General features: G+C 57.6%; 15 protein-coding genes. 7 read left to right on the top strand and 8 right to left on the bottom strand.

The window, feature by feature from the left end:
* The first annotated feature begins 326 nt into the window (after positions 1 to 326).
* The 3 genes from ACIOZM_RS01460 to ACIOZM_RS01470 all read left to right on the top strand — a co-directional run bounded on the left by ACIOZM_RS01460 (position 327) and on the right by ACIOZM_RS01470 (position 3,536).
* Positions 327 to 1,211, top strand: coding sequence for a LysR substrate-binding domain-containing protein (locus ACIOZM_RS01460; protein WP_401208647.1), 885 nt, complete (start codon positions 327 to 329; stop codon positions 1,209 to 1,211).
* A gap of 100 nt (positions 1,212 to 1,311) precedes the next feature.
* The gene (gene aguA / locus ACIOZM_RS01465; RefSeq protein ID WP_401208650.1) at positions 1,312 to 2,436 is read left to right on the top strand and encodes an agmatine deiminase; all 1,125 of its coding nucleotides are present in this window, start codon (positions 1,312 to 1,314) and stop codon (positions 2,434 to 2,436) included.
* A 2-nt stretch (positions 2,437 to 2,438) separates the two neighbouring features.
* On the top strand, positions 2,439 to 3,536 hold the full coding sequence (locus ACIOZM_RS01470; RefSeq protein WP_401208652.1) for an extracellular solute-binding protein: 1,098 nt from the start codon (positions 2,439 to 2,441) through the stop codon (positions 3,534 to 3,536).
* Positions 3,537 to 3,686: 150 nt separating this feature from the next.
* Here ACIOZM_RS01470 and ACIOZM_RS01475 read toward each other — a convergent pair whose 3' ends face one another.
* The 3 genes from ACIOZM_RS01475 to ACIOZM_RS01485 are packed head-to-tail and all read right to left on the bottom strand — an operon-like array spanning position 3,687 to position 6,230.
* Complete coding sequence (locus ACIOZM_RS01475; protein WP_401208655.1) at positions 3,687 to 4,304, bottom strand: DNA-3-methyladenine glycosylase family protein; 618 nt, start codon at positions 4,302 to 4,304, stop codon at positions 3,687 to 3,689.
* 1 nt (position 4,305) lies between these two features.
* A complete protein-coding gene (locus tag ACIOZM_RS01480; protein WP_401208658.1) occupies positions 4,306 to 5,103 on the bottom strand; it encodes an isocitrate lyase/phosphoenolpyruvate mutase family protein in 798 nt (265 codons plus the stop codon).
* A gap of 44 nt (positions 5,104 to 5,147) precedes the next feature.
* On the bottom strand, positions 5,148 to 6,230 hold the full coding sequence (locus tag ACIOZM_RS01485; protein WP_401208661.1) for a bifunctional transcriptional activator/DNA repair enzyme AdaA: 1,083 nt from the start codon (positions 6,228 to 6,230) through the stop codon (positions 5,148 to 5,150).
* Positions 6,231 to 6,410: 180 nt separating this feature from the next.
* On the opposite strand from ACIOZM_RS01485, the gene ACIOZM_RS01490 reads away from it, so the two are divergent.
* Positions 6,411 to 6,824, top strand: coding sequence for a VOC family protein (locus ACIOZM_RS01490; protein ID WP_401208664.1), 414 nt, complete (start codon positions 6,411 to 6,413; stop codon positions 6,822 to 6,824).
* Positions 6,825 to 6,827: 3 nt separating this feature from the next.
* Here ACIOZM_RS01490 and ACIOZM_RS01495 read toward each other — a convergent pair whose 3' ends face one another.
* Positions 6,828 to 7,448, bottom strand: coding sequence for a LysE family translocator (locus ACIOZM_RS01495; protein WP_401208666.1), 621 nt, complete (start codon positions 7,446 to 7,448; stop codon positions 6,828 to 6,830).
* 182 nt (positions 7,449 to 7,630) lie between these two features.
* On the opposite strand from ACIOZM_RS01495, the gene ACIOZM_RS01500 reads away from it, so the two are divergent.
* Together ACIOZM_RS01500 and ACIOZM_RS01505 are read left to right on the top strand one after the other, a co-directional pair.
* A complete protein-coding gene (locus ACIOZM_RS01500) occupies positions 7,631 to 8,245 on the top strand; it encodes a biliverdin-producing heme oxygenase (RefSeq protein ID WP_401208668.1) in 615 nt (204 codons plus the stop codon).
* Positions 8,242 to 10,488: an ATP-binding protein gene (locus tag ACIOZM_RS01505; RefSeq protein WP_401208671.1), complete on the top strand. Its 2,247-nt coding sequence runs from the start codon at positions 8,242 to 8,244 to the stop codon at positions 10,486 to 10,488. The genes ACIOZM_RS01500 and ACIOZM_RS01505 overlap by 4 nt, the downstream gene beginning before the upstream one ends.
* Before the next feature lie 85 nt (positions 10,489 to 10,573).
* Here ACIOZM_RS01505 and ACIOZM_RS01510 read toward each other — a convergent pair whose 3' ends face one another.
* Together ACIOZM_RS01510 and ACIOZM_RS01515 are read right to left on the bottom strand one after the other, a co-directional pair.
* A complete protein-coding gene (locus ACIOZM_RS01510; RefSeq protein WP_401208674.1) occupies positions 10,574 to 14,308 on the bottom strand; it encodes a hypothetical protein in 3,735 nt (1,244 codons plus the stop codon).
* Between the two features lie 399 nt (positions 14,309 to 14,707).
* Positions 14,708 to 15,472 carry a type 1 glutamine amidotransferase domain-containing protein gene (locus ACIOZM_RS01515; RefSeq protein WP_401208677.1) on the bottom strand — a complete coding sequence of 255 codons (765 nt, stop codon included), beginning with the start codon at positions 15,470 to 15,472 and terminating at the stop codon, positions 14,708 to 14,710.
* 167 nt (positions 15,473 to 15,639) lie between these two features.
* Here ACIOZM_RS01515 and ACIOZM_RS01520 point away from each other — a divergent pair, with 167 nt between their 5' ends.
* On the top strand, positions 15,640 to 16,227 hold the full coding sequence (locus tag ACIOZM_RS01520; protein ID WP_401208679.1) for a LysE family translocator: 588 nt from the start codon (positions 15,640 to 15,642) through the stop codon (positions 16,225 to 16,227).
* 135 nt (positions 16,228 to 16,362) lie between these two features.
* On the opposite strand, the gene ACIOZM_RS01525 is transcribed toward ACIOZM_RS01520, so the two are convergent.
* A complete protein-coding gene (locus ACIOZM_RS01525; protein ID WP_401208681.1) occupies positions 16,363 to 17,196 on the bottom strand; it encodes a helix-turn-helix domain-containing protein in 834 nt (277 codons plus the stop codon).
* 34 nt (positions 17,197 to 17,230) lie between these two features.
* Complete coding sequence (locus tag ACIOZM_RS01530; protein ID WP_401208684.1) at positions 17,231 to 17,734, bottom strand: VOC family protein; 504 nt, start codon at positions 17,732 to 17,734, stop codon at positions 17,231 to 17,233.
* Positions 17,735 to 18,197 lie beyond the last annotated feature (463 nt).

The raw sequence follows: 18,197 nt of genomic DNA on the forward strand, positions 1-18,197 counted from the left end.
AACACAGATACTTGGGTCAGCGCTGATCCTGTGGGAGATTTGCAGTGAATGTGCTGACGCTATCGCTGGCAAGCCAGCTCCCACAGTGTGCGGTGGAGAACACAGATACTTGGGTCAGCGCTGATCCTGTGGGAGATTTGCAGTGAATGTGCTGACGCTATCGCTGGCAAGCCAGCTCCCACAGTGTGCGGTGGTGAACACAGATACTTGATTCGGCGCTGATCCTGTGGGAGCTGGCTTGCCAGCGATGAACGATAACGCGGTGACACTGGACGCCCACGAATAGCCCGGTCAGCATGGCCCTCTAAAAACCGGGATCAAAACCCATGCGACGACTACCTTCACTGGCCGCCCTCAGAACCTTCGAATGCGCCGCCCGTCACGCGCACTTCGGTCGTGCGGCAGCCGAACTGTGTGTCACCGACAGCGCCGTCAGTCACCAGATTCGTCAGCTCGAAGAACAACTCGGCGTCTCGCTGTTCATCCGCGAAGGCCGTCAGATTCGCCCAACCATCGCCGCCGGACGCCTGATGCAGAGCCTGCAACAGGCCTTCGAACTGATCGGCGACGCCTGCGATGAACTGCGCGATCCATCCTCGCTGGCGGTGTTACGCCTGGCCGTCACCGCAGAACTCGCGCAGAAGTGGCTGATGAGCCGCCTCACCGATTTCTACGCGCGCTATCCGCACATCACCTTGCACCTTTACGAGCAGCCGATCGACGCCACCGCACCGGGGGAAGACATCGATCTGGCGATCACTTACGGCACCGGCCCGGTGGACAGCTCGGCGTACTTCGTCCGGCCGTTGCCAGCGCTGCAATTCTTCCCGGTGTGCAGCCCCGGCCTGTTCAACCAGGGCACTCTGAAAAATCCCAAAGATCTGGCGCGGCATTGCCTGCTGCACGACGATCAGGACGGCAAAACCTGGACTGCATGGCTGACCAGTCACGCCGGCGATCAGCGTCCCGAACGGCAGTTGTATTTCGCCCACGCCGGGCTGGCACTGGAGGCCGCAGCGCAAGGGCAGGGCGTGGCGATGGGTGACAATCTCACCGCACAGGAAGACTTGCAGAGCGGCCGATTGGTGCGCCCGTTCACCTCCAGCATGACCGCGCTCGGGCAATACGCGCTGGTCTGCGAACGCCTGCGACTGGAGCGCCCAGCGGTGGCACAAATGCTCGAATGGTTCAACGATCAGCTGGCCGATTGATGAGTTAGATTCAACTGTTCCGCAATAATCATCGTTGGCGGGGCGGCGGCCCGCGACCGTAGCCTGTGGTCATTCCCCTCCCGAACAACGAGGTTTGACCATGGCACGTTCACTCGACACCACCCCGAAACAGGACGGCTTCCGTCTGCCCGGCGAATTCGAAACCAAGTCCGGTTGCTGGCTCGGCTGGCCGGAGCGCACCGACGTCTGGCGCAACGGCGCCAAGCCTGCGCAGAAAGTCTGGGTGCAGATCGTCACCGCTATCTCGCAGAGCGAACCGGTCACCGTTTGCGCCTCCGCCGCACAATTCGCCACCGCTCGCCGGCAGTTGCCGCCGCAAGTGCGCGTGGTGGAAATGACCTGCAACGACACCTGGTTTCGCGACAGCGGGCCGTGCTTTGTGGTCAACGATCAGAGCGGCGAAGTGCGCGGTGTCGACTTCGAATTCAATGCCTACGGCGGCCTCGATGGCGGTTTGTATTATCCGTGGGACAAGGACGACCAGATCGCCAGCAAAATCCTCGAAATCGAACGTTTCGACCGCTATCGCGCACCGTTGATTGCCGAACTCGGCGGTATCCAGAGTGACGGGCAGGGCAGCATCCTCACCACCGAGCAATGCCTGCTCAACCGCAATCGCAACCAGCATCTGGGCAAGGACGAAGTTACCCGTCGTCTTACCGATTACCTCGGCGCCGAACAGGTGATCTGGCTGCCACGCGGCTGCAAGTTCGATGAAACCGACGGCCATGTCGATGACCTCGCGTGCTTCGTGCGTCCCGGTGAAGTGGTGCTGCAATGGACCGACAACCGCGATGACCCGCAATGGGAAATCTATCAGGAGGCCTACGACATCCTGCGCAGCACCCGCGACAGCCGTGGTCGCGAGTTGATCGTGCACAAACTGCCGCAACCGGACGTGCTCGAATGGACGGCTGAAGAAGCCGAAGGCCTCGACCAGCAGGACAGCACCCACACCCGTCAGGCCGGGACCAAAATCTGCGCGTCGTATATCAATTACTACGCCGGCAACAGTTCGATTGTGGTGCCGTTATTCGGTGATCGTCAGGATCAAGTCGCCTTGGCGACCCTGGCCGAACTGTTCCCGCAGCACAAAATCGTCGGCATCGAAAACTCACGGGAAATCCTCCTTGGCGGCGGTAACGTCGCGTGCATCACCATGCCGCAATACGCCGGCATTCCTCACCACAAGAACGGAGCCTGAGCATGGGCCTGCACAAACTGACTCAAGCGTTATTGCTGGTGCTTGCACCGTTGTGTGTGCAGGCCGCCGACAGCGAAAAACCGGTGGTGAATCTGTACATCTGGGGCGAGTACCTGGCTCCGGATACTTTGAAGAATTTCGAGGCGAAAACCGGGATTCATGTGGTCGCCGATCACTTTGATTCGCTGGAAACCGTCGAGACCAAACTGCTCACCGGACGCAGCGGTTATGACCTGGTGCTGACCGCCGGTCAGCATCTGTCGCGGGCCATCGAGAGCGGGGCGATTCAGCCGCTGGACAAGGCCCGGGTGCCGCACTTTGCCGGCGTGGGCGAAGAGTTCCGTCAGCACATGGCGGTGTTCGATCCGGGTAATCGCTACGCGGGAATCTATGCCTGGGGCACCACCGGTGTGGGTTATCAGGAAGAGGCGATCAAGCAGCGCTTGCCGGACGCGCCGAGGGATAGCTGGGCGATGCTGTTCGATCCGGCGGTGGTGTCGAAATTCGCTGATTGCGGGGTGAGTCTGCTCAACGATCCGAACGAAGTATTTGCGGCGGTGATGAAGTACATGGGGCTGGACATCAACCGGCAGAACCTCGATGACTTGAAACTGGCCGAGCAGCAACTGGCGAAGATTCGCCCGTACATTCGCTACTTCGACAACGACCTGAACATCAGCGATCTGGCCAACGGTAATACCTGCGTGGCGATGTCATGGAACGGCAACGTCGCGATTGCTGCTGGGCAAGCCGAGGCGGCGAACAAGCCGTTCAAGCTGAGTTATCGGATACCGAAAGAGGGCACGTTGATCTGGTTCGACGCCATGGTCATACCCAAGGACGCGCCGCATGCGCAGGCGGGGCTGGCGCTGATGGATTATTTGATGACGCCGGAAGTGATTGCACCGATCACCGACACCATTCATTACGCCAACGCGATTACGGCGGCGGATGGGTTGGTTGATGCGTCGATTCGCAATGATCCGGGGACGTATCCGTCGCCTGAGGTGCGGGCTTCGTTGTATAGCAAGAATGACAATGGCAAGGCTTTTAACCGGGCTTTGATTCGGGCGTTCAGCCGGCTCAAGTCTGGGTTGTAACCGCTCCCCATGTAGGAGCTGCCGAAGGCTGCGATCTTTTGATCTTGCGTCCAAAAATCAAAGTCAAAAGATCGCAGCCTTCGGCAGCTCCTACAGGGAATGCATTCCAAATGTGGGAGCGAGCCTGCTCGCGATGAACGATAACTCGGCTTACGCCTTGGCAACCCGCCACAAATACCACGCGGCCACCGTCCGATAAGGCGCCCACGCCAGTCCAATCTCAATCATCTGCCTGCGCGTCGGCTGCACCTCCAGCCCTTTCAATCGCCGATAACCTTCACGCACACCAAAATCATCCGCCGGCAAAATATCCATCCGCTCCAGGCTGTAAATCAGCAGCATCTCCACTGTCCAACGGCCGACTCCACGCAGACTGACCAGCCGTTCGATCAGCGCTTCATCGTCCATCGCCAGCGCACAGGCATAGTCCGGCACCACGCCATCCAGCGTCGCTTGGGCAATTCCTTGAATGGTCGCAATCTTCCCGCCAGAAAACCCGCAACCGCGCATCGACTCGAAATCCGTCGCCAGAATCTGCTCCGGCCGAGGAAACGACTGACCGGGAAACAACCCCACCAGCCGCCCGACAATCGCGTCTCCAGCCTTGGCATGCAGTTGCTGATAAGCAATCGCCCGCACCAGCGACTCATACGGATCGCGCGCCGGGTGCGGCTGATGCAGGCACGGGCCGACTGCCGAAATATGGCGCTGCCAGTCGGCATCCAGCGAGGCCAGAAAATCGCTGGCAGGTTTATAGCGCTCGGGCATGTTATTTCAGCAGGCCGTTGACTTCGCCGTAGGTCAGCGCCTTGAGGTCGTGGCTGTCGAGTTTGCCGCTGGCGAGGAAACTCTTCACCAGCGAGCCCATTGCGCCGTAAAGGAACTCGGCAATCCCTGAGCCTGCGCTCAAACGGCGTACGCCAAGCGCTTGCAACTCTTCAGGCGATGGCAGGCAAGCGAAACCAAGGACGTTGACCGGCAACGTTGTGCCTTTGCAGATTGCTTCAATTTCATAGGCCGCAGTGACGCCGGCAGCAAACAGCCCATCGGCTCCGGCAGCCTGATACAGGGCTGAGCGGCGCAGGGTTTCGGCGACGCGATCTTCGGCCGGCACCAGACCCTTGAGATAGACGTCGGTGCGCGCATTGATGAACAGCTTCACATCGCGCTTGGCAGCGACCTGTCGAGCGACTTCGATCTTGCGCGCCAGCAATTCCGGAGTGCCCGCACCGTCCTCGATATTGATCCCGACCGCGCCTGCGCCAATCACCGCGTCGATGACGTCAGCGACTCGTCCAAGGTCATCGGAATAACCGGCCTCAATGTCCACGCTCAGCGGCACTTTGATCACCCGGGCGATGGATTCCACGGTGGAAATCAAACGTTCGAGGGGCAGGGTGTTGCCGTCCGGGTAACCGTGGGCCCAGGCCACTGCCGCGCTGCTGGTGGCGACGGCTTTGCCGCCAGCCTGTTCGACCAGACGCGCCTCCGTGGCATCGGCGACGTTGGTCAGGATCAGCAGGTCTTGCTGATGCAGTTGATGAAATTGAGTGTCGAGCACGTTCATCGAAATTCCTTCTTAATGATGACTTTTTATTGAGGACGACGGGTTCAGAAAGCCAGTGGTTGCGTGAGCTGTACCGCGGCGTTTTCCAGCCGCAGAAGATACGCCTTGCGCGGTTGTCCGCCACCATAGCCGGTCAGCGAACCGTCCGCACCGATCACCCGATGGCACGGCACCACAATCGCCAGCCGATTGTGCCCGTTGGCCAGGCCCACCGCACGACTGGCGCCGGGTTTACCGAGTTGCGCGGCGATGGCGCCGTAGGTGCTGGTGTGGCCGTAGGGGATTTGCCGCAGCTCACCCCAAACCTGGCAGGCGAACTCGCTGCCGGGCAGGTGCAACGCTACGTCGAACTCGGTGAGTTTGCCGGCGAAATACGCTGCCAGTTCTCGTTCGATCTGCTGCAAGTGCGCGTTATGCCCCGGCGCGACCGCGTAGCCGTAGCGGATCTGCAATTGCTCGACTTCACGGGTCAGCGCCGGCCGGTCGAGGAACTCCAGCAGCACCAGCCCACGGCGCTCGGCCATGGCGATCATCGGCCCGAGCGGCGTGGTCAGTCGGGCGAACAGCAGCGGCTCGCTGTTCGCTGCGCGTCCGGGGGTGATGTGAAAGGACTTCTGAAACGCATCACGAAACCCGCTCAGGGATTCGTAGCCGGAATCGAACGCGGCGTGGTCAATCGAGGTGCCTTGCCTGATCCCGCCCAGTGCCATGCCTAGCCGTCGGGTGCGTAACCAAGCGTGGAAGGTCATGCCGAAATGCTGCTTGAACCAGCGCCGCAGCTTCAGCGGCTCGATACCCTCGGCGAGCAGTTGTGCATCGCTCCAGCGTGTTTCGGGATCAGCATCGACGGCTTTGAGCAGTTGTTGCACCCAGTCCGGGGCGATGGCCGCAGCGTCCAGCGGTTTACAGCGCAGACAGGCGCGATAACCGGCCGACAGGCACTCGTCGGCATGGGCGAAGAACTCGACATTCTCCGGTTTCGGCTTGCGCGCCGTGCAGCTCGGACGGCAGAAAATCCCGGTGGTTTTCACCGCTGTGAAGAACACGCCTTCATAGGCAGTGTCGCGCTCGAGCATGGCGCGAACCATCTCGGCGTGGGGCGGCAGGAGTGCGGTTTGTATGTTCATGGCTTGAGATTAAAACCAGTTTCTCGATGGCTCCACCGAAAAATCGACAGTGAATTTTCAACCCCCCTGAACTAGTGTAGGAGCTGCGGCACGCTGCGATCTTTTGATGTTGGCTGTTAAAAACAAGATCAAAAGATCGCAGCGTGCCGCAGCTCCTACAGTTTGTGAGGTGTTTACCCTATGCATCCCTTTACCATTCAACGCATCGATCACATTGTGCTGCGCGTTCAAGACTTGCAGCGCAGCATCGACTTCTATGGCCAGGTATTCGGCGCCGAACTGGTCAAACGCCAGGATCACCTGGGGCTGGTGCATCTGCGCGCCGGCACTTCGATGATCGACCTCGTCGACTTGCACGGCCAGCTCGGGCTTAAGGGCGGCGGCGCTGCCGGTACCGAACGGCGCAATGTTGATCACTTCTGCCTGCGCATTGAGCCGTTCGATGAAGAAGCGCTAACCCAACACTTGCAGACGTTCGGTCTGAACGTCGAAAAAGCCGCCGAGCGCTTCGGTGCAGAGGGCAAAGGCCTGTCGCTGTATTGCTTTGATCCGGATGGCAATCAGGTTGAGCTCAAAGGGCCGTCCGTCTCGTAATGCTCACGCGCGTTTCGCCATCAGCAGCACCGAGGCCGCCGCCGACAACAGCCCGGCGCAGCAACGATTGAAAATGCGCTTGCCCCGTGGCTCGGCAAACCAGCGGCGCATGTGCAGGCCCATCCAGGCGTAAGCGCTGATCGCGATCCATTCCAGCATCAGGAACAGCGCGCCGAGCACGGCAAACTGCTCCGGCACCGGGCGGGATGGGTCAACGAACTGCGGCAGGAACGCAGTGAACAACAGAATCGCCTTCGGATTACCTGCCGCCACCAGAAACTCCTGACGCGCCAACGCAAAGAATCCCACCGTTGCGCCAGTCACCTGCTGCTCGGCCTCAGGATTTGCCCGCCACAGCTGCCAGGCCAGATACAGCAGATACGCCGCGCCAATGATCTTTATCGCATGGAACAGCCATTCCGAGGTTTGCAGCACCACCGACAAACCGGCACCGGCAAGGGCGATCATCCCGGCGAACGCGAGAAGGCGCCCGATACCGGCCGTGCAGGCGCGCCGATAGCCATAACGGGTGGCGTTGCTGACCGACAGCAGATTGTTCGGGCCGGGAGCCATGTTCAAGGCGAAGCAGGCCGGGAGAAACAGCGAAAGCGTGGCGAGGTCCATAACGATACTCCAGAAACCGAAACGCATTTTTATCACAGCCTCCGGATCGCCCGACCCATACAGTGAGGCGATGCTGTCGCGGTACAGCGCCCGGCTGCACGGGTCGACACGGTCGAACTTTTCGCTTGTGTAGTCACTCTGAAGAAATCTGGCCCCATTTGGCCTCACCATGAGCGACATACATGCAAGCAAAGGCCCGTGAAGTTTATGTGCCAACGGTGCTGCAAGATCTGCGAGCCGGCACTGCCGACCTGCACATCGCACTGGAAAAACGTCTCCCTTTTTTCTCCGATGCTCTGGATGAAAGCGCCTTCCAACGGTTGATGCAGGCCTATTACGGCTTTTATCTGCCGCTGGAAACCGCCTTGCAGAGCAGCGGTGTCAGTCCAGTCGATTTCGACCTGGCGGCGCGCATGAAAGCGCAGACCTTACGCAACGATTTACATGCACTGAGTCTTTCGAACGAAGCCATCGACAGCCTGCCCATCTGCCAAACCTTGCCGGTGATCGACTCCAGCGCTGCATGCCTGGGTGTGCTGTACGTGCTGGAAGGGGCGACGCTTGGCGGACAGATCCTGCGTCGGGAAATCGCCTCACGGCTGAGTCTGGATGCCGACAACGGCGCGGCGTTTCTCGACATTTACGGCGCAGCCACCGGACGGCGCTGGCGCGACTTCATTGAATACCTCGGCAGTCGACCGCTGGATGCGGACGAGCGCGCGGCCGTTGTCACGGCGGCCCAAACCACATTCAGCTGTTTCGAACACTGGCTCGAAAGCCGGGAGGTACTGGCATGACCCCACAAGACAAGCAGGCCTTTGAAGAGTTGCTGGCCAACTGTGCCGATGAGCCGATCCGCTTTCCCGGCGCTATCCAGCCCCACGGTTTGCTGCTGACCCTGAGCGAACCTGGACTTGAGATCATTCAAGTCAGCGCCAACGTCGAAACCCTGCTGGCGCGGGCGCCGCAGGAACTGATCGGCCAGCCGCTGCACGGCTTGATCGGCGCAGAGCACGCCGACGCTGTACGCGAGGCGTTGCTCCAGCCTGCGTTTGCCGACGTCGGCCCGCTGCACTTTCACCTTAACGGCACGGCGTTCGAGGGGTTGCTGCACCGACATCAAGGCGTGTTGATTCTGGAACTGGAAATCCACGTCGAAAACTTCCAGCCGCGCAATGTCGCCGGGATCAACACCAACCTGGGGCGCATGCTCCAGCGCTTGCAAGCGGCGACCACGTTGCAGGCGCTGTACGACATAAGCGTCAAGGAAATCCAGGCCATGACCGGTTACGACCGGGTGCTGATCTACCGTTTCGAGGAGGAGGGCCACGGTCAGGTGATCGCCGAGGCCTCCGACCCGTCGATGGAACTGTTCAATGGCCTGTTCTTCCCGGCCTCGGACATTCCCGAGCAGGCACGCGAGCTGTACCGCACCAATTGGCTGCGGATCATCCCCAATGCCGATTACCAGCCTGTACCGCTGGTGCCGAAACTGCGCCCCGATACGCAGACGCCGCTGGACCTGAGTTTCGCCACGCTGCGCAGCGTGTCGCCGATTCACTGTCAGTACATGAAGAACATGGGCGTGCTGTCGTCGATGAGCATTTCCCTGCTCAAGGGCGATAAATTGTGGGGGCTGATCAGTTGCGGCAACCGCCAGCCGCTGCATGTGCCGCATGAGTTGCGCAGTGCCTGCCAGACCATCGGCCAGGTGCTGTCGCTGCAGATCAGTGCGATGGAGTCGCTGGAAATCAGCCGCCAGCGTGAAGAGAAAGTCGAGTCGCTGGCGCTGCTCAATCAGGCGATGATCGATTCCCCGCAAAACGTCTTTGATGGTCTGGCCAATCAGCCGCAGGTTCTGATGGCGCTGACCAATGCCGGCGGCATTGCGATCATCGAAGACAAGCAGTTACACCGTTATGGCAACTGCCCGGAGCCGGAAGAAATTCGCGCACTGCACAAATGGTTGCAGGACAGCGGCGATCCGGTGTTTGCCAGTCATCATCTGGCCAGCGTCTACCCACCGGCCGAGCAGTTTCAGCAGGTGGCCAGCGGTGTGCTCGCCATGAGCCTGCCCAAACCGGTGGACAACGGCGTGCTGTGGTTCCGCCCCGAGGTCAAAGAGAACATCAACTGGAGTGGTGATCCGCGCAAACCGCTGGATCTGGAAAACTCCGACGCGGGTCTGCGTTTGCGGCCGCGTACGTCGTTCGAGATCTGGAAAGTCGAGATGGCCGGGATTTCCACCAAGTGGAGCCACGGCGATCTGTTTGCGGCCAATGATCTGCGCCGTTCGGCGCTGGAAAATGATCTGGCCCGACAAGTCCGCCGTGAGCAGGAAGCAGTACGCGCCCGCGATGAGCTGGTGGCGGTGGTTTCCCACGATCTGCGCAACCCGATGACGGTGATTTCGATGCTCTGCGGCATGATGCAGAAAACCTTCAGCTCCGACGGCCCGCACACTTCACGACGCATCACCACGGCTATCGACACCATGCAGCAGGCCGCCGGGCGCATGAATACGCTGCTTGAAGACTTGCTCGACACCTCGAAAATCGACGCCGGACGCTACACCATCACGCCGCAGAAACTCGACGTCGGGCAGATGTTCGAGGAAACCCAGTCACTGCTCGGGCCACTGGCACTGGACAAGGACATCAGCATCTCGTTCGAAGCCGATCCCGAGCTGAAAATCCATGCCGACCCAGAGCGCTTGTTTCAGGTGCTGTCGAACCTGATCGGCAACGCAATCAAATTCACCCCGCGCAAAGGTTCGGTGGGTGTGCTGGCGAAGTCGGCGGGTGAGGAAATCGTGTTTACCGTGCGCGATACCGGCGAAGGCATTCCCAAGGAAAACCTGGCGCGGGTGTTTGATCGTTACTGGACGGTGAAAGAGGGCAACCCGACCGGAACCGGCCTGGGCTTGTACATCACGCAAGGCATTGTGGAAGCCCATGGCGGGCGGATCGAGGCCAGCAGCGAGCCGGGGCAGGGCACGGAATTCCGGTTTACCGTACCGGTGATGGTCGGGAGCGAGTGACAGGCGCGAATGGTGACCAAAACAGCCCGGCAGGTGAGTGCCGGCCGGGCTGATTGCTTATTCAGCGTTATCGATTCGCTGCGGTTCAGTCCAGGCCATGGAGTGCGCTGAGCGCTTCTTTGGACAGCGGATTGAAACGGTTATTTCTTATCTCGCTGATCGCATACAACGCGCGGCCCGTACGCCCGTTGCCGTCCCCGAATCCGTGGAAGCCGACGACGGCTCCCAGCAGTTGCTTGCTGAAGTGTTCATGCGCGGTGTCCAGTGTTTTCAGGTGATCCTGCATCACGGCAAAACCAGAGATGCTACTGGCATATTTCTTGTCACTGACACCAACGCGAACGATGTCCGAGGTGGCAGGTGCGATGCTGACATGCAACTGTCTGATCACATTCGGGTCGGTCAGTGATTTATTGCTGGCGGCGTACTCGCGCAAGATAGTGACAATGCTGTCGAGGTCGTTGCCGGGTGAGTTCGAAGCATGAACAATCCAGGCTCCGGCTCGCTCGGCGTTATCGGTGAAGGCTCCAGTATTGTAGTGCGACTCGGGCAGTACACCGTTGTAAGGTTCTGCTCCCAGATCCTGTTGCAGCAGATTCTGCTGATGGCTTTTCATGTAGTTGAGCTTGTGCGTCTCGATCTCGCTGACCGTTTCCAGCAGGTCGGAATAACCGTTGCCCGCCGAACGGGCGGCATTATAATCGATACCATTTTTGGTCAGGACAGTCGTCAACAGATCGTCGAGTGCCGATCTGCCGATCAGGGCCTCAAGCTCTTGGGTTTTTTGCAGTTTTCGCGTGACATCGATTACGGCATTGTTGAACAGGTGTTCCAGTTCCAAGAGACCGGTAGTCTTCGGCAACGCAATGGTCTTGTCCGTCAGGCGAATAAGGATCTGTTCGGCAGTTTCAAGGGTGTCGTCCTTAAACAGCGCGCGCGCATGCGCCACCGTCGGCAGTGTCATGCGGATCTCGGCGGCAGCCCCGGTTTTTCCTAACGCCTTGACCAGGTCGTAAGAGCCACTACTGCTGTTGGTCAGCCGTTTTAGTTGACGGGCGCCAACCCTGGTAACCGAGTGGCCATAGTGACTGAGCTTGAGAACTCCTCGCCCTGCCAGTTTGGCGCTACCTTGAATCAGTTTTGGTACGCCCTCCAGCGGGTTTAAAATCGATAGCACTGCACCTGCGACGACTTTACTCAGATTGAGCATTTTTGCGCTGCTCGCAGCGGCTTTCAGGAAAGGTCCGACACCGACGACAAACACCAGTGCAACAGCAATCACATCCATGATGCAACCGAAGACTGCACCGCTGCGACGATCCGGGTCGCTCGAGGTCAGCCCTTCAATACACCCTTTGAAAGGTATGATGACGTCGAGAATATTATCGATAATCTTTTTTAAACGTTCATCCCTTTCCTCAATTTTGGTCTTGTCATAACCCATGGCATAAAACTGTTTTTTCGTTATGGGTGGATTGTCTTCGGCAATTAGTTTGCCGATGTCCTTGAAACGCTCCGAATTGAAACTTTCCATCACGCTTGGATAATGATTTTCAGGTTGGCCGCTGACATCAAATGTCCCGAAACGCTGGAGTAACATGCCAACCCCTTCGATGTTTAGATATTCGTCGAGCTCTCTGAAATTTTCAGGAAGTAATCGGCTTGTTCTCTGTCCCATACGGTGGTCGACGGGTTTGTCAGCGCTGAAGTAAGCGCTGTTGTCGGCAAAGATATTCTGCAAATAAGTCAAATGAGGAAAATTGTCGTTGTGTCCATTTTGTGTATTTTCGAAGCCTCCTGCGTCTTCGTTGAATGGTGCTCCGCCAATATAGGCTCGTACCATCGATTCATTCTTCAGGCACAGGCCTTGCAGTGGAAAAACTTCGTAGCAATTAACTTCTTTGTCAAACCATGAAAAGATCACGATGCCAAATGATGCAATTTCGTCGGCGTTGTTGTGGTGAGGGATGTATTTGCTGCCCAGTACTTGGTAAAGCGCAAGTTTTCCATGCTCCAAAGCGACCCTGTCACGTCTGGGTAATCGTGACAGAGCAAGTCGTATCATCGTGTTCAAGGCGGGCTTGAACAAGTCGTAGTGTTCTTCTACATGCTGTCTATAAACATTATTGATCGGCGCAAGTGTTTTTAGATGCGCAACATCTCCGGCAATACTTGAGCCTTTTTTTCGGTCCCAGTCCTTATCCAGAGCACTGTTCAGGTAAAGATCGAGAGCCGACTGACTGTGTCCAGGATTCCATTTGCCGGTTTCGACAGGGAAGAGCATTTCTTCAGGATGAAGGAGTGTCTCGTCGAAGATGATTTTTTTTGCAAGTTTTCTGCGGCTGACAGGCTGCTTGGATACAGCAGTTACGGCATCAGTGATTTCATGAGTGAAAGCGCTGTAAAGTGCAGCCGCATTTTTAACGATATCGTCCCATTGGAGATTTTCGGAGCCTGGCGGGTTGAGCTCGTTGATCAGTGCCCAATCGACAATACATTGTAGAGTGACCAGTTCATTCAGCGTTTTTTGCTGGCTGCTCACTGGAGAGATAGCGCTCAGTTCGAGAAATTGTTCATAATTCATCGCTCGCGATAACCCGGGAGCCATGCGTTCGGCCAGCATGACCGATTTTTGCAGCATCACCCAACCTACAGAACCAATTTGTAAGGATGCCGGAGCTTTGACCAGAAATTCCGGCCCCAGCCCTGATAGCACTAACTCCAGAGTCAGGCTCGCAGTATCCGGTTTTACGCCAATCGCCACGAAGCCGGCTTTCAGGGCATTTCTTGCTTCGAATACGCTCGCGTTCTGGTGTAGAGGGCTGTAGAGCTCCTCGTCATGAAACCGTTTTCTTTGTTCTTCTGTGGCCAACTCCAGATCAATCATGACTGCGGCAACCAGAAGCCGGCTACGCACGAGCGTTGTCATGACGTTCTTCGACCCAAGGTTTTCCTGATCCAACGCGTCGAGACACGATTGAGCAAAGTTTTTGGCTTCGTCGGTCTCGATCAGTACGGCCCAGGTAAAGTCGGGAGACTCTTCTAAAAGAAAAGGGGAGTATTGCTTGGGTAGTGCATTAGTCAAATGATTGATCAGGCGATCAGCCCCCGCCCCGTTGTTCTCTATCAAGGTGCTGATTTTCTGATTGATGATCGAATGCAGATCTTGCGGTACGATCAATGCCGCGTTACCTGTTTCGCCTGAAATACCCCAGTAATTACCAAGCTCCGGAGGTGAAAAGGGTGAAAAGGGTAAAAATTTTAAATAGTCGATCAGGTTTTCTATGTCGCTGATGGTTTTTGGTACATCCAGTTGCTGGAACTGGAGCCAGTTGGTCAGTGGCAGGCGATCGGTTGACGAAACAATGCCACCGGTAAGTCGTGCGGATTGAATCAATAGCTCAAGCTCGGGCTTCAGTTCGTCTATGGACTTCACTTCAGTGGAGATGTCACGGCTTTTAATATAAGCCCCGCCATTCTGTTGAGATGTATAAGCCTGGTAGATGTTTCCGGTCTGGCTGACGAGTATCCAATGATCTTCATGATTTTCAAGATATTTGATGATTTTCACGAACGAGGGGGCTGATACCAATCTTCGTAATAAAATATTTGCAGGGCGGTGGGAGTTGTAAAAGTCGCTATCTTCGACTGTCAGAACAGCTAGTTGTTCTACGTCAAGGAGGTCGGATGAGTAAGGACGGTCGGTAGAAGTCAGATTATTTTTGGCGATTTTTGCTTTCAGCGCATCTGCAATATTAAAGCGCTCTTTTTGGTCGGTGGAGAGAGTTCGGATGTTGAATAAATTTGGTAGTGGTTGCATAAGTTTTTTCCGTCCGTTGGAGTGAGTTTCGGTATGCAAATTTGGTGCAGGCTTTTCCAGGTCTGAAGACTATATAGATTTGTGTTTCTTCGTTGGCAGTGCTTGGTTAGAAAATGTGTAGGTTGTTCGGCAGTGGAATGATCATCTTTTGAAAATGATTAATATAAATGGTGCTGTAATGTTTTTACTCACATGAAGCCGGGGCAAGTATTAAATAACAGGCATAAAGAAACCCGCCAGTCGGCGGGTTTCTTTTGTGGCTGATCGAAGATTATTCTTCGATGTTGCCCCTTGGCGGTAGTGTTGAAGCAGTCCGGGGAGATAGCCATTTCTGCTTCGCAGGAATTGGCGGATAACCCTCAATAGTTCGTCGTGAAGCGATGCTTACAGTGAGGTTGATCATTCAATGCGTCGCTCAGATGCTTGCAACATGGCAACCCATTCTGCTGCGAAGCGATGACAGTCGCCCGGCCAGCGAGCCGTGAGCAGTTGGCCGTCGCGCACTGTAAACCCCAACTCCGGTGCCTGTGCGCTATCGCGTTTGGCGATGAGGGGGCCGCGCACAAAGTCGGATTTTCGCGACAGCGCAGCGGTGACTTCGGCTTCGACCGTTTGCCCGTAGGTGCGGTAGTAGCGCCCTAGCCAGACTGCGGTTATCAACCATGCCGGCAGTTCCATTGTCGTCGCCAGCAATGCGGTGACTTTACGTCCGAACAACACCGAATGTCCGGTGTCCGGGTCGAGTGTGCGGGCGAGCAACAGCACGCCATGACACACCGCCGCGACTGGTTTTTGTGCCTTGAAAAACTGCAGCGCGATGTGCCGGGCCGTTCCGGATTCCAGCAGGCTGCGCATCCCTTTGGCATGCCCGCCGGGGATCAGCAGGCCATCGAACTGAGTCGGGTCGACATCGGCATACGCCAGCGGCTGACGAAACGCCTGGCTTTCGATCATCTGCGCGTAACTGTGCAGATCAGCCTTGCGGGTCATCAGCATCGGATTCAGTGGCCCGAAGCCCATGCTCACCAACCGTGGATCGGCGTAGGCAGGCAAGCCTTCCGGTGTGGCAAAACAGGCATCGATGCCCGCGTTGCGCATTGCCTGCCACGGCACGCTGCTTTCGGTAGGGTCGTAATCGGTGGATGGCAACAGAATCAGAATCATCCAGACAAGCTCCCGGGCCGGAATTGGCCAGTGAGCTAGAGAGTAGTTGGTTTGGCCGGAGCAGTCTGTGCGGCTATCACACTGGTGTGGGTAGTTTTGTTCAATACCTGCGGGCAGGGTGCCGAATAGTGTGGGCACCTTGTTCCTCGTTTTGAAGCAGGTGTGCGATGAGTCTGATTGTTTCGATGGCGGCGTTTGCGCTGGTGGCGTCCATTACTCCGGGGCCGGTGAATATCGTCGCGTTGAGTTCGGGGGCGCAGTTTGGTTTCCGCGCCAGTCAACGGCATGTGGCCGGGGCGACGCTGGGTTTTGTGTTGTTGCTGGTGCTGATGGGGCTCGGCCTGCATGAAGTCCTCAAGCTGTGGCCGTCGCTGACCCGTGTGGTGCAACTGGCCGGGGTGGCGTTTCTGTTGTTCATGGCGTGGAAACTGGCGACCGATAATGGGCAGTTGAATACCGGGGAAGCAGGGCGCGCACCGTCGATGCTGTATGGCGCGGTGATGCAATGGCTCAATCCGAAAGCCTGGCTCGCCTGCGTGGCGGGGATGGGCGCGTTTGTCGCTGATGGCGAGGCGCGACTGGTCTGGCAGTTTGCCGCGGTGTATCTGGTGATCTGTTACCTGTCGGTGGGTTGCTGGGTGTACGCCGGGACGTTTTTGCGCGGATATCTGGGTAATCCGGCGGGGATGCGCTGGTTCAATCGGGCGATGGCGGGGTTGCTGGCGGTGAGTGCGGGGTACCTATTGTTGCCCTGAACGGCAGATCGCATTACCTGTGGGAGCTGGCTTGCCAGCGAAGGGGGCGGCACATTCTGCATCTGTGTTGGCTGCCACGACGCCATCGCGGGCAAGCCCGCTCCCACAGGGATTTGTGGGGTTAGGCGTGTGTGATCAGCCGCGATATTGCCCCGGCGTCATCGCCAGATGCTGTTTGAACGCCCGTTGGAAATGGGCCTGATCGGCAAAGCCGCATTCCAGCGCGACATCGGCAATCAACTGGCCGCCGCGCAAGCGTTCGCGGGCGAACTGGATACGCTGGTTAACCAGAAACGCATGTGGCGTCATGCCGTAATGCTGTTTGAAGGCGCGGATCAGGTACGACGCTGACAGCTGTGCCGCCGCACAGATGTCGTCGAGGCTCAGCATGTCGGTGCAGTGCTCGCGGATGAAGTCGGCGGCGCGTTCAAGCTTGAAGTTCGGTTCGCGCAACGGTTGCTCGGCAGGGTTCAGACGCAGTTGCAGATCGCTGAAAAACTCCACTGCCGCGCTGTGTTTGCACAGCACATCCTGTTGCTCGTCGACCAATATTTCGTACAGCACCGTCAGGTCGCGATACAACTTCGCATCATGCAGATGCGTGGTCGAAAACCGCCGAAACTCCAGATCCGCACTGAACCCCAACTGATGCTGCAAATCCGTCAGCCATGGCGTCTCGACGTACAGCATCAAGTACGACCACGGCTGATCATCGATCGGATTGCAGGCGTGCACATCAGCGGGATTCATCAGCACCACGGTGCCGGCCGTGACTTCAAACTTCGACTGCTCATGCACATAGATGCTGCGCCCGGCAGTGATCGCGCCGATGGAGAAATGCGCATGGGAATGGCGCGCGTAGCAGACCTCACGCCCATCGGCGATGGCCCGCGCTTCGATGAAGGGCAGGGCGTCGTCGCGCCAGAAGCGCGGCGTCTGTTCAGGGTTTCTGGCAGCAGCGTGTTTCATCGTTATTATTCCCGGCAGGCCAAGCTGGAGTGTATTAGCTCTGGCCGCCAAAGGCCCGTTTCAGTTCGGCGATGTCGAGCTTTTTCATCGACAGCATGGCCTGCATCGCCCGTTGCGACTTGCTGGTGTCCGGGTCTTTCATCATCTCCATGAACTCCACCGGCACGATCTGCCAGGACACACCGAACTTATCCTTGAGCCAGCCGCATTGCTGGGCTTCGACCGGGCCACCGGCAGACAGATTGCCCCAGAAATGGTCGACTTCTTCCTGATTCTGGCAATTGACCTGAAACGAAATCGCCTCGCTGAACTTGAACAGCGGCCCACCGTTGAGACCGGTGAAAGTCTGGCCATCGAGTTCGAAGCTGACGGTCATCACCGAGCCATCTTCACGGCCATGAAACTCCTGGCCGACCTTGCTGTAGTGGGTGAGGGCGGTGATTTTCGAATGATCGAAGATCGAGCAGTAAAACTTCGCAGCCGCTTCGGCCTGATCGTCGAACCACAGGCAGGGTGTGAGTTTTTGAACGCGTTGCATGGCAGTCATCCTCGGCAGGTTAGATACGCAGGATTAACAGCGTAGCTGGCCTGCCAGCGATGAGGCCGGTAGCCGCGACATCAATGTTGCCTGACCCAATGCCATCGCTGGCAGGCCAGCTCCCAAAATGATTGGTATTGCTTCCAGAATCTGCGGTCACCCCAAAACCCTGTGGGAGCTGGCCTGCCAGCGATGAGGCCGGTAGCCGCGACATCAATGTTGCCTGACCCAATGCCATCGCTGGCAGGCCAGCTCCCACAATGATTGGCAGCGTTTGCAAAATCTGTGGTCACCCCAAAAACCTGTGGGAGCTGGCCTGCCAGCGATGAGGCCGGTAGCCGCGACATCAATGTTGCCTGACCCAATGCCATCGCTGGCAAGCCAGCTCCCACAATGATTGGTATTGCTTCCAGAATCTGCGGTCACCCCAAAACCCTGTGGGAGCTGGCCTGCCAGCGATGAG

The organism is Pseudomonas sp. NPDC087346 (assembly GCF_044744235.1).
GTDB lineage: Bacteria > Pseudomonadota > Gammaproteobacteria > Pseudomonadales > Pseudomonadaceae > Aquipseudomonas.

Excerpts from the sequence above, each read along its gene's own strand:
- ACIOZM_RS01460 (WP_401208647.1), top strand. The coding sequence starts at position 327 with ATGCGACGACTACCTTCACTGGCCGCCCTCAGAACCTTCGAATGCGCC.
- aguA (WP_401208650.1), top strand. The coding sequence starts at position 1,312 with ATGGCACGTTCACTCGACACCACCCCGAAACAGGACGGCTTCCGTCTG.
- ACIOZM_RS01470 (WP_401208652.1), top strand. The coding sequence starts at position 2,439 with ATGGGCCTGCACAAACTGACTCAAGCGTTATTGCTGGTGCTTGCACCG.
- ACIOZM_RS01475 (WP_401208655.1), bottom strand. The coding sequence starts at position 4,304 with ATGCCCGAGCGCTATAAACCTGCCAGCGATTTTCTGGCCTCGCTGGAT.
- ACIOZM_RS01480 (WP_401208658.1), bottom strand. The coding sequence starts at position 5,103 with ATGAACGTGCTCGACACTCAATTTCATCAACTGCATCAGCAAGACCTG.
- ACIOZM_RS01485 (WP_401208661.1), bottom strand. The coding sequence starts at position 6,230 with ATGAACATACAAACCGCACTCCTGCCGCCCCACGCCGAGATGGTTCGC.
- ACIOZM_RS01490 (WP_401208664.1), top strand. The coding sequence starts at position 6,411 with ATGCATCCCTTTACCATTCAACGCATCGATCACATTGTGCTGCGCGTT.
- ACIOZM_RS01495 (WP_401208666.1), bottom strand. The coding sequence starts at position 7,448 with ATGGACCTCGCCACGCTTTCGCTGTTTCTCCCGGCCTGCTTCGCCTTG.
- ACIOZM_RS01500 (WP_401208668.1), top strand. The coding sequence starts at position 7,631 with ATGCAAGCAAAGGCCCGTGAAGTTTATGTGCCAACGGTGCTGCAAGAT.
- ACIOZM_RS01505 (WP_401208671.1), top strand. The coding sequence starts at position 8,242 with ATGACCCCACAAGACAAGCAGGCCTTTGAAGAGTTGCTGGCCAACTGT.
- ACIOZM_RS01510 (WP_401208674.1), bottom strand. The coding sequence starts at position 14,308 with ATGCAACCACTACCAAATTTATTCAACATCCGAACTCTCTCCACCGAC.
- ACIOZM_RS01515 (WP_401208677.1), bottom strand. The coding sequence starts at position 15,472 with ATGATTCTGATTCTGTTGCCATCCACCGATTACGACCCTACCGAAAGC.
- ACIOZM_RS01520 (WP_401208679.1), top strand. The coding sequence starts at position 15,640 with ATGAGTCTGATTGTTTCGATGGCGGCGTTTGCGCTGGTGGCGTCCATT.
- ACIOZM_RS01525 (WP_401208681.1), bottom strand. The coding sequence starts at position 17,196 with ATGAAACACGCTGCTGCCAGAAACCCTGAACAGACGCCGCGCTTCTGG.
- ACIOZM_RS01530 (WP_401208684.1), bottom strand. The coding sequence starts at position 17,734 with ATGCAACGCGTTCAAAAACTCACACCCTGCCTGTGGTTCGACGATCAG.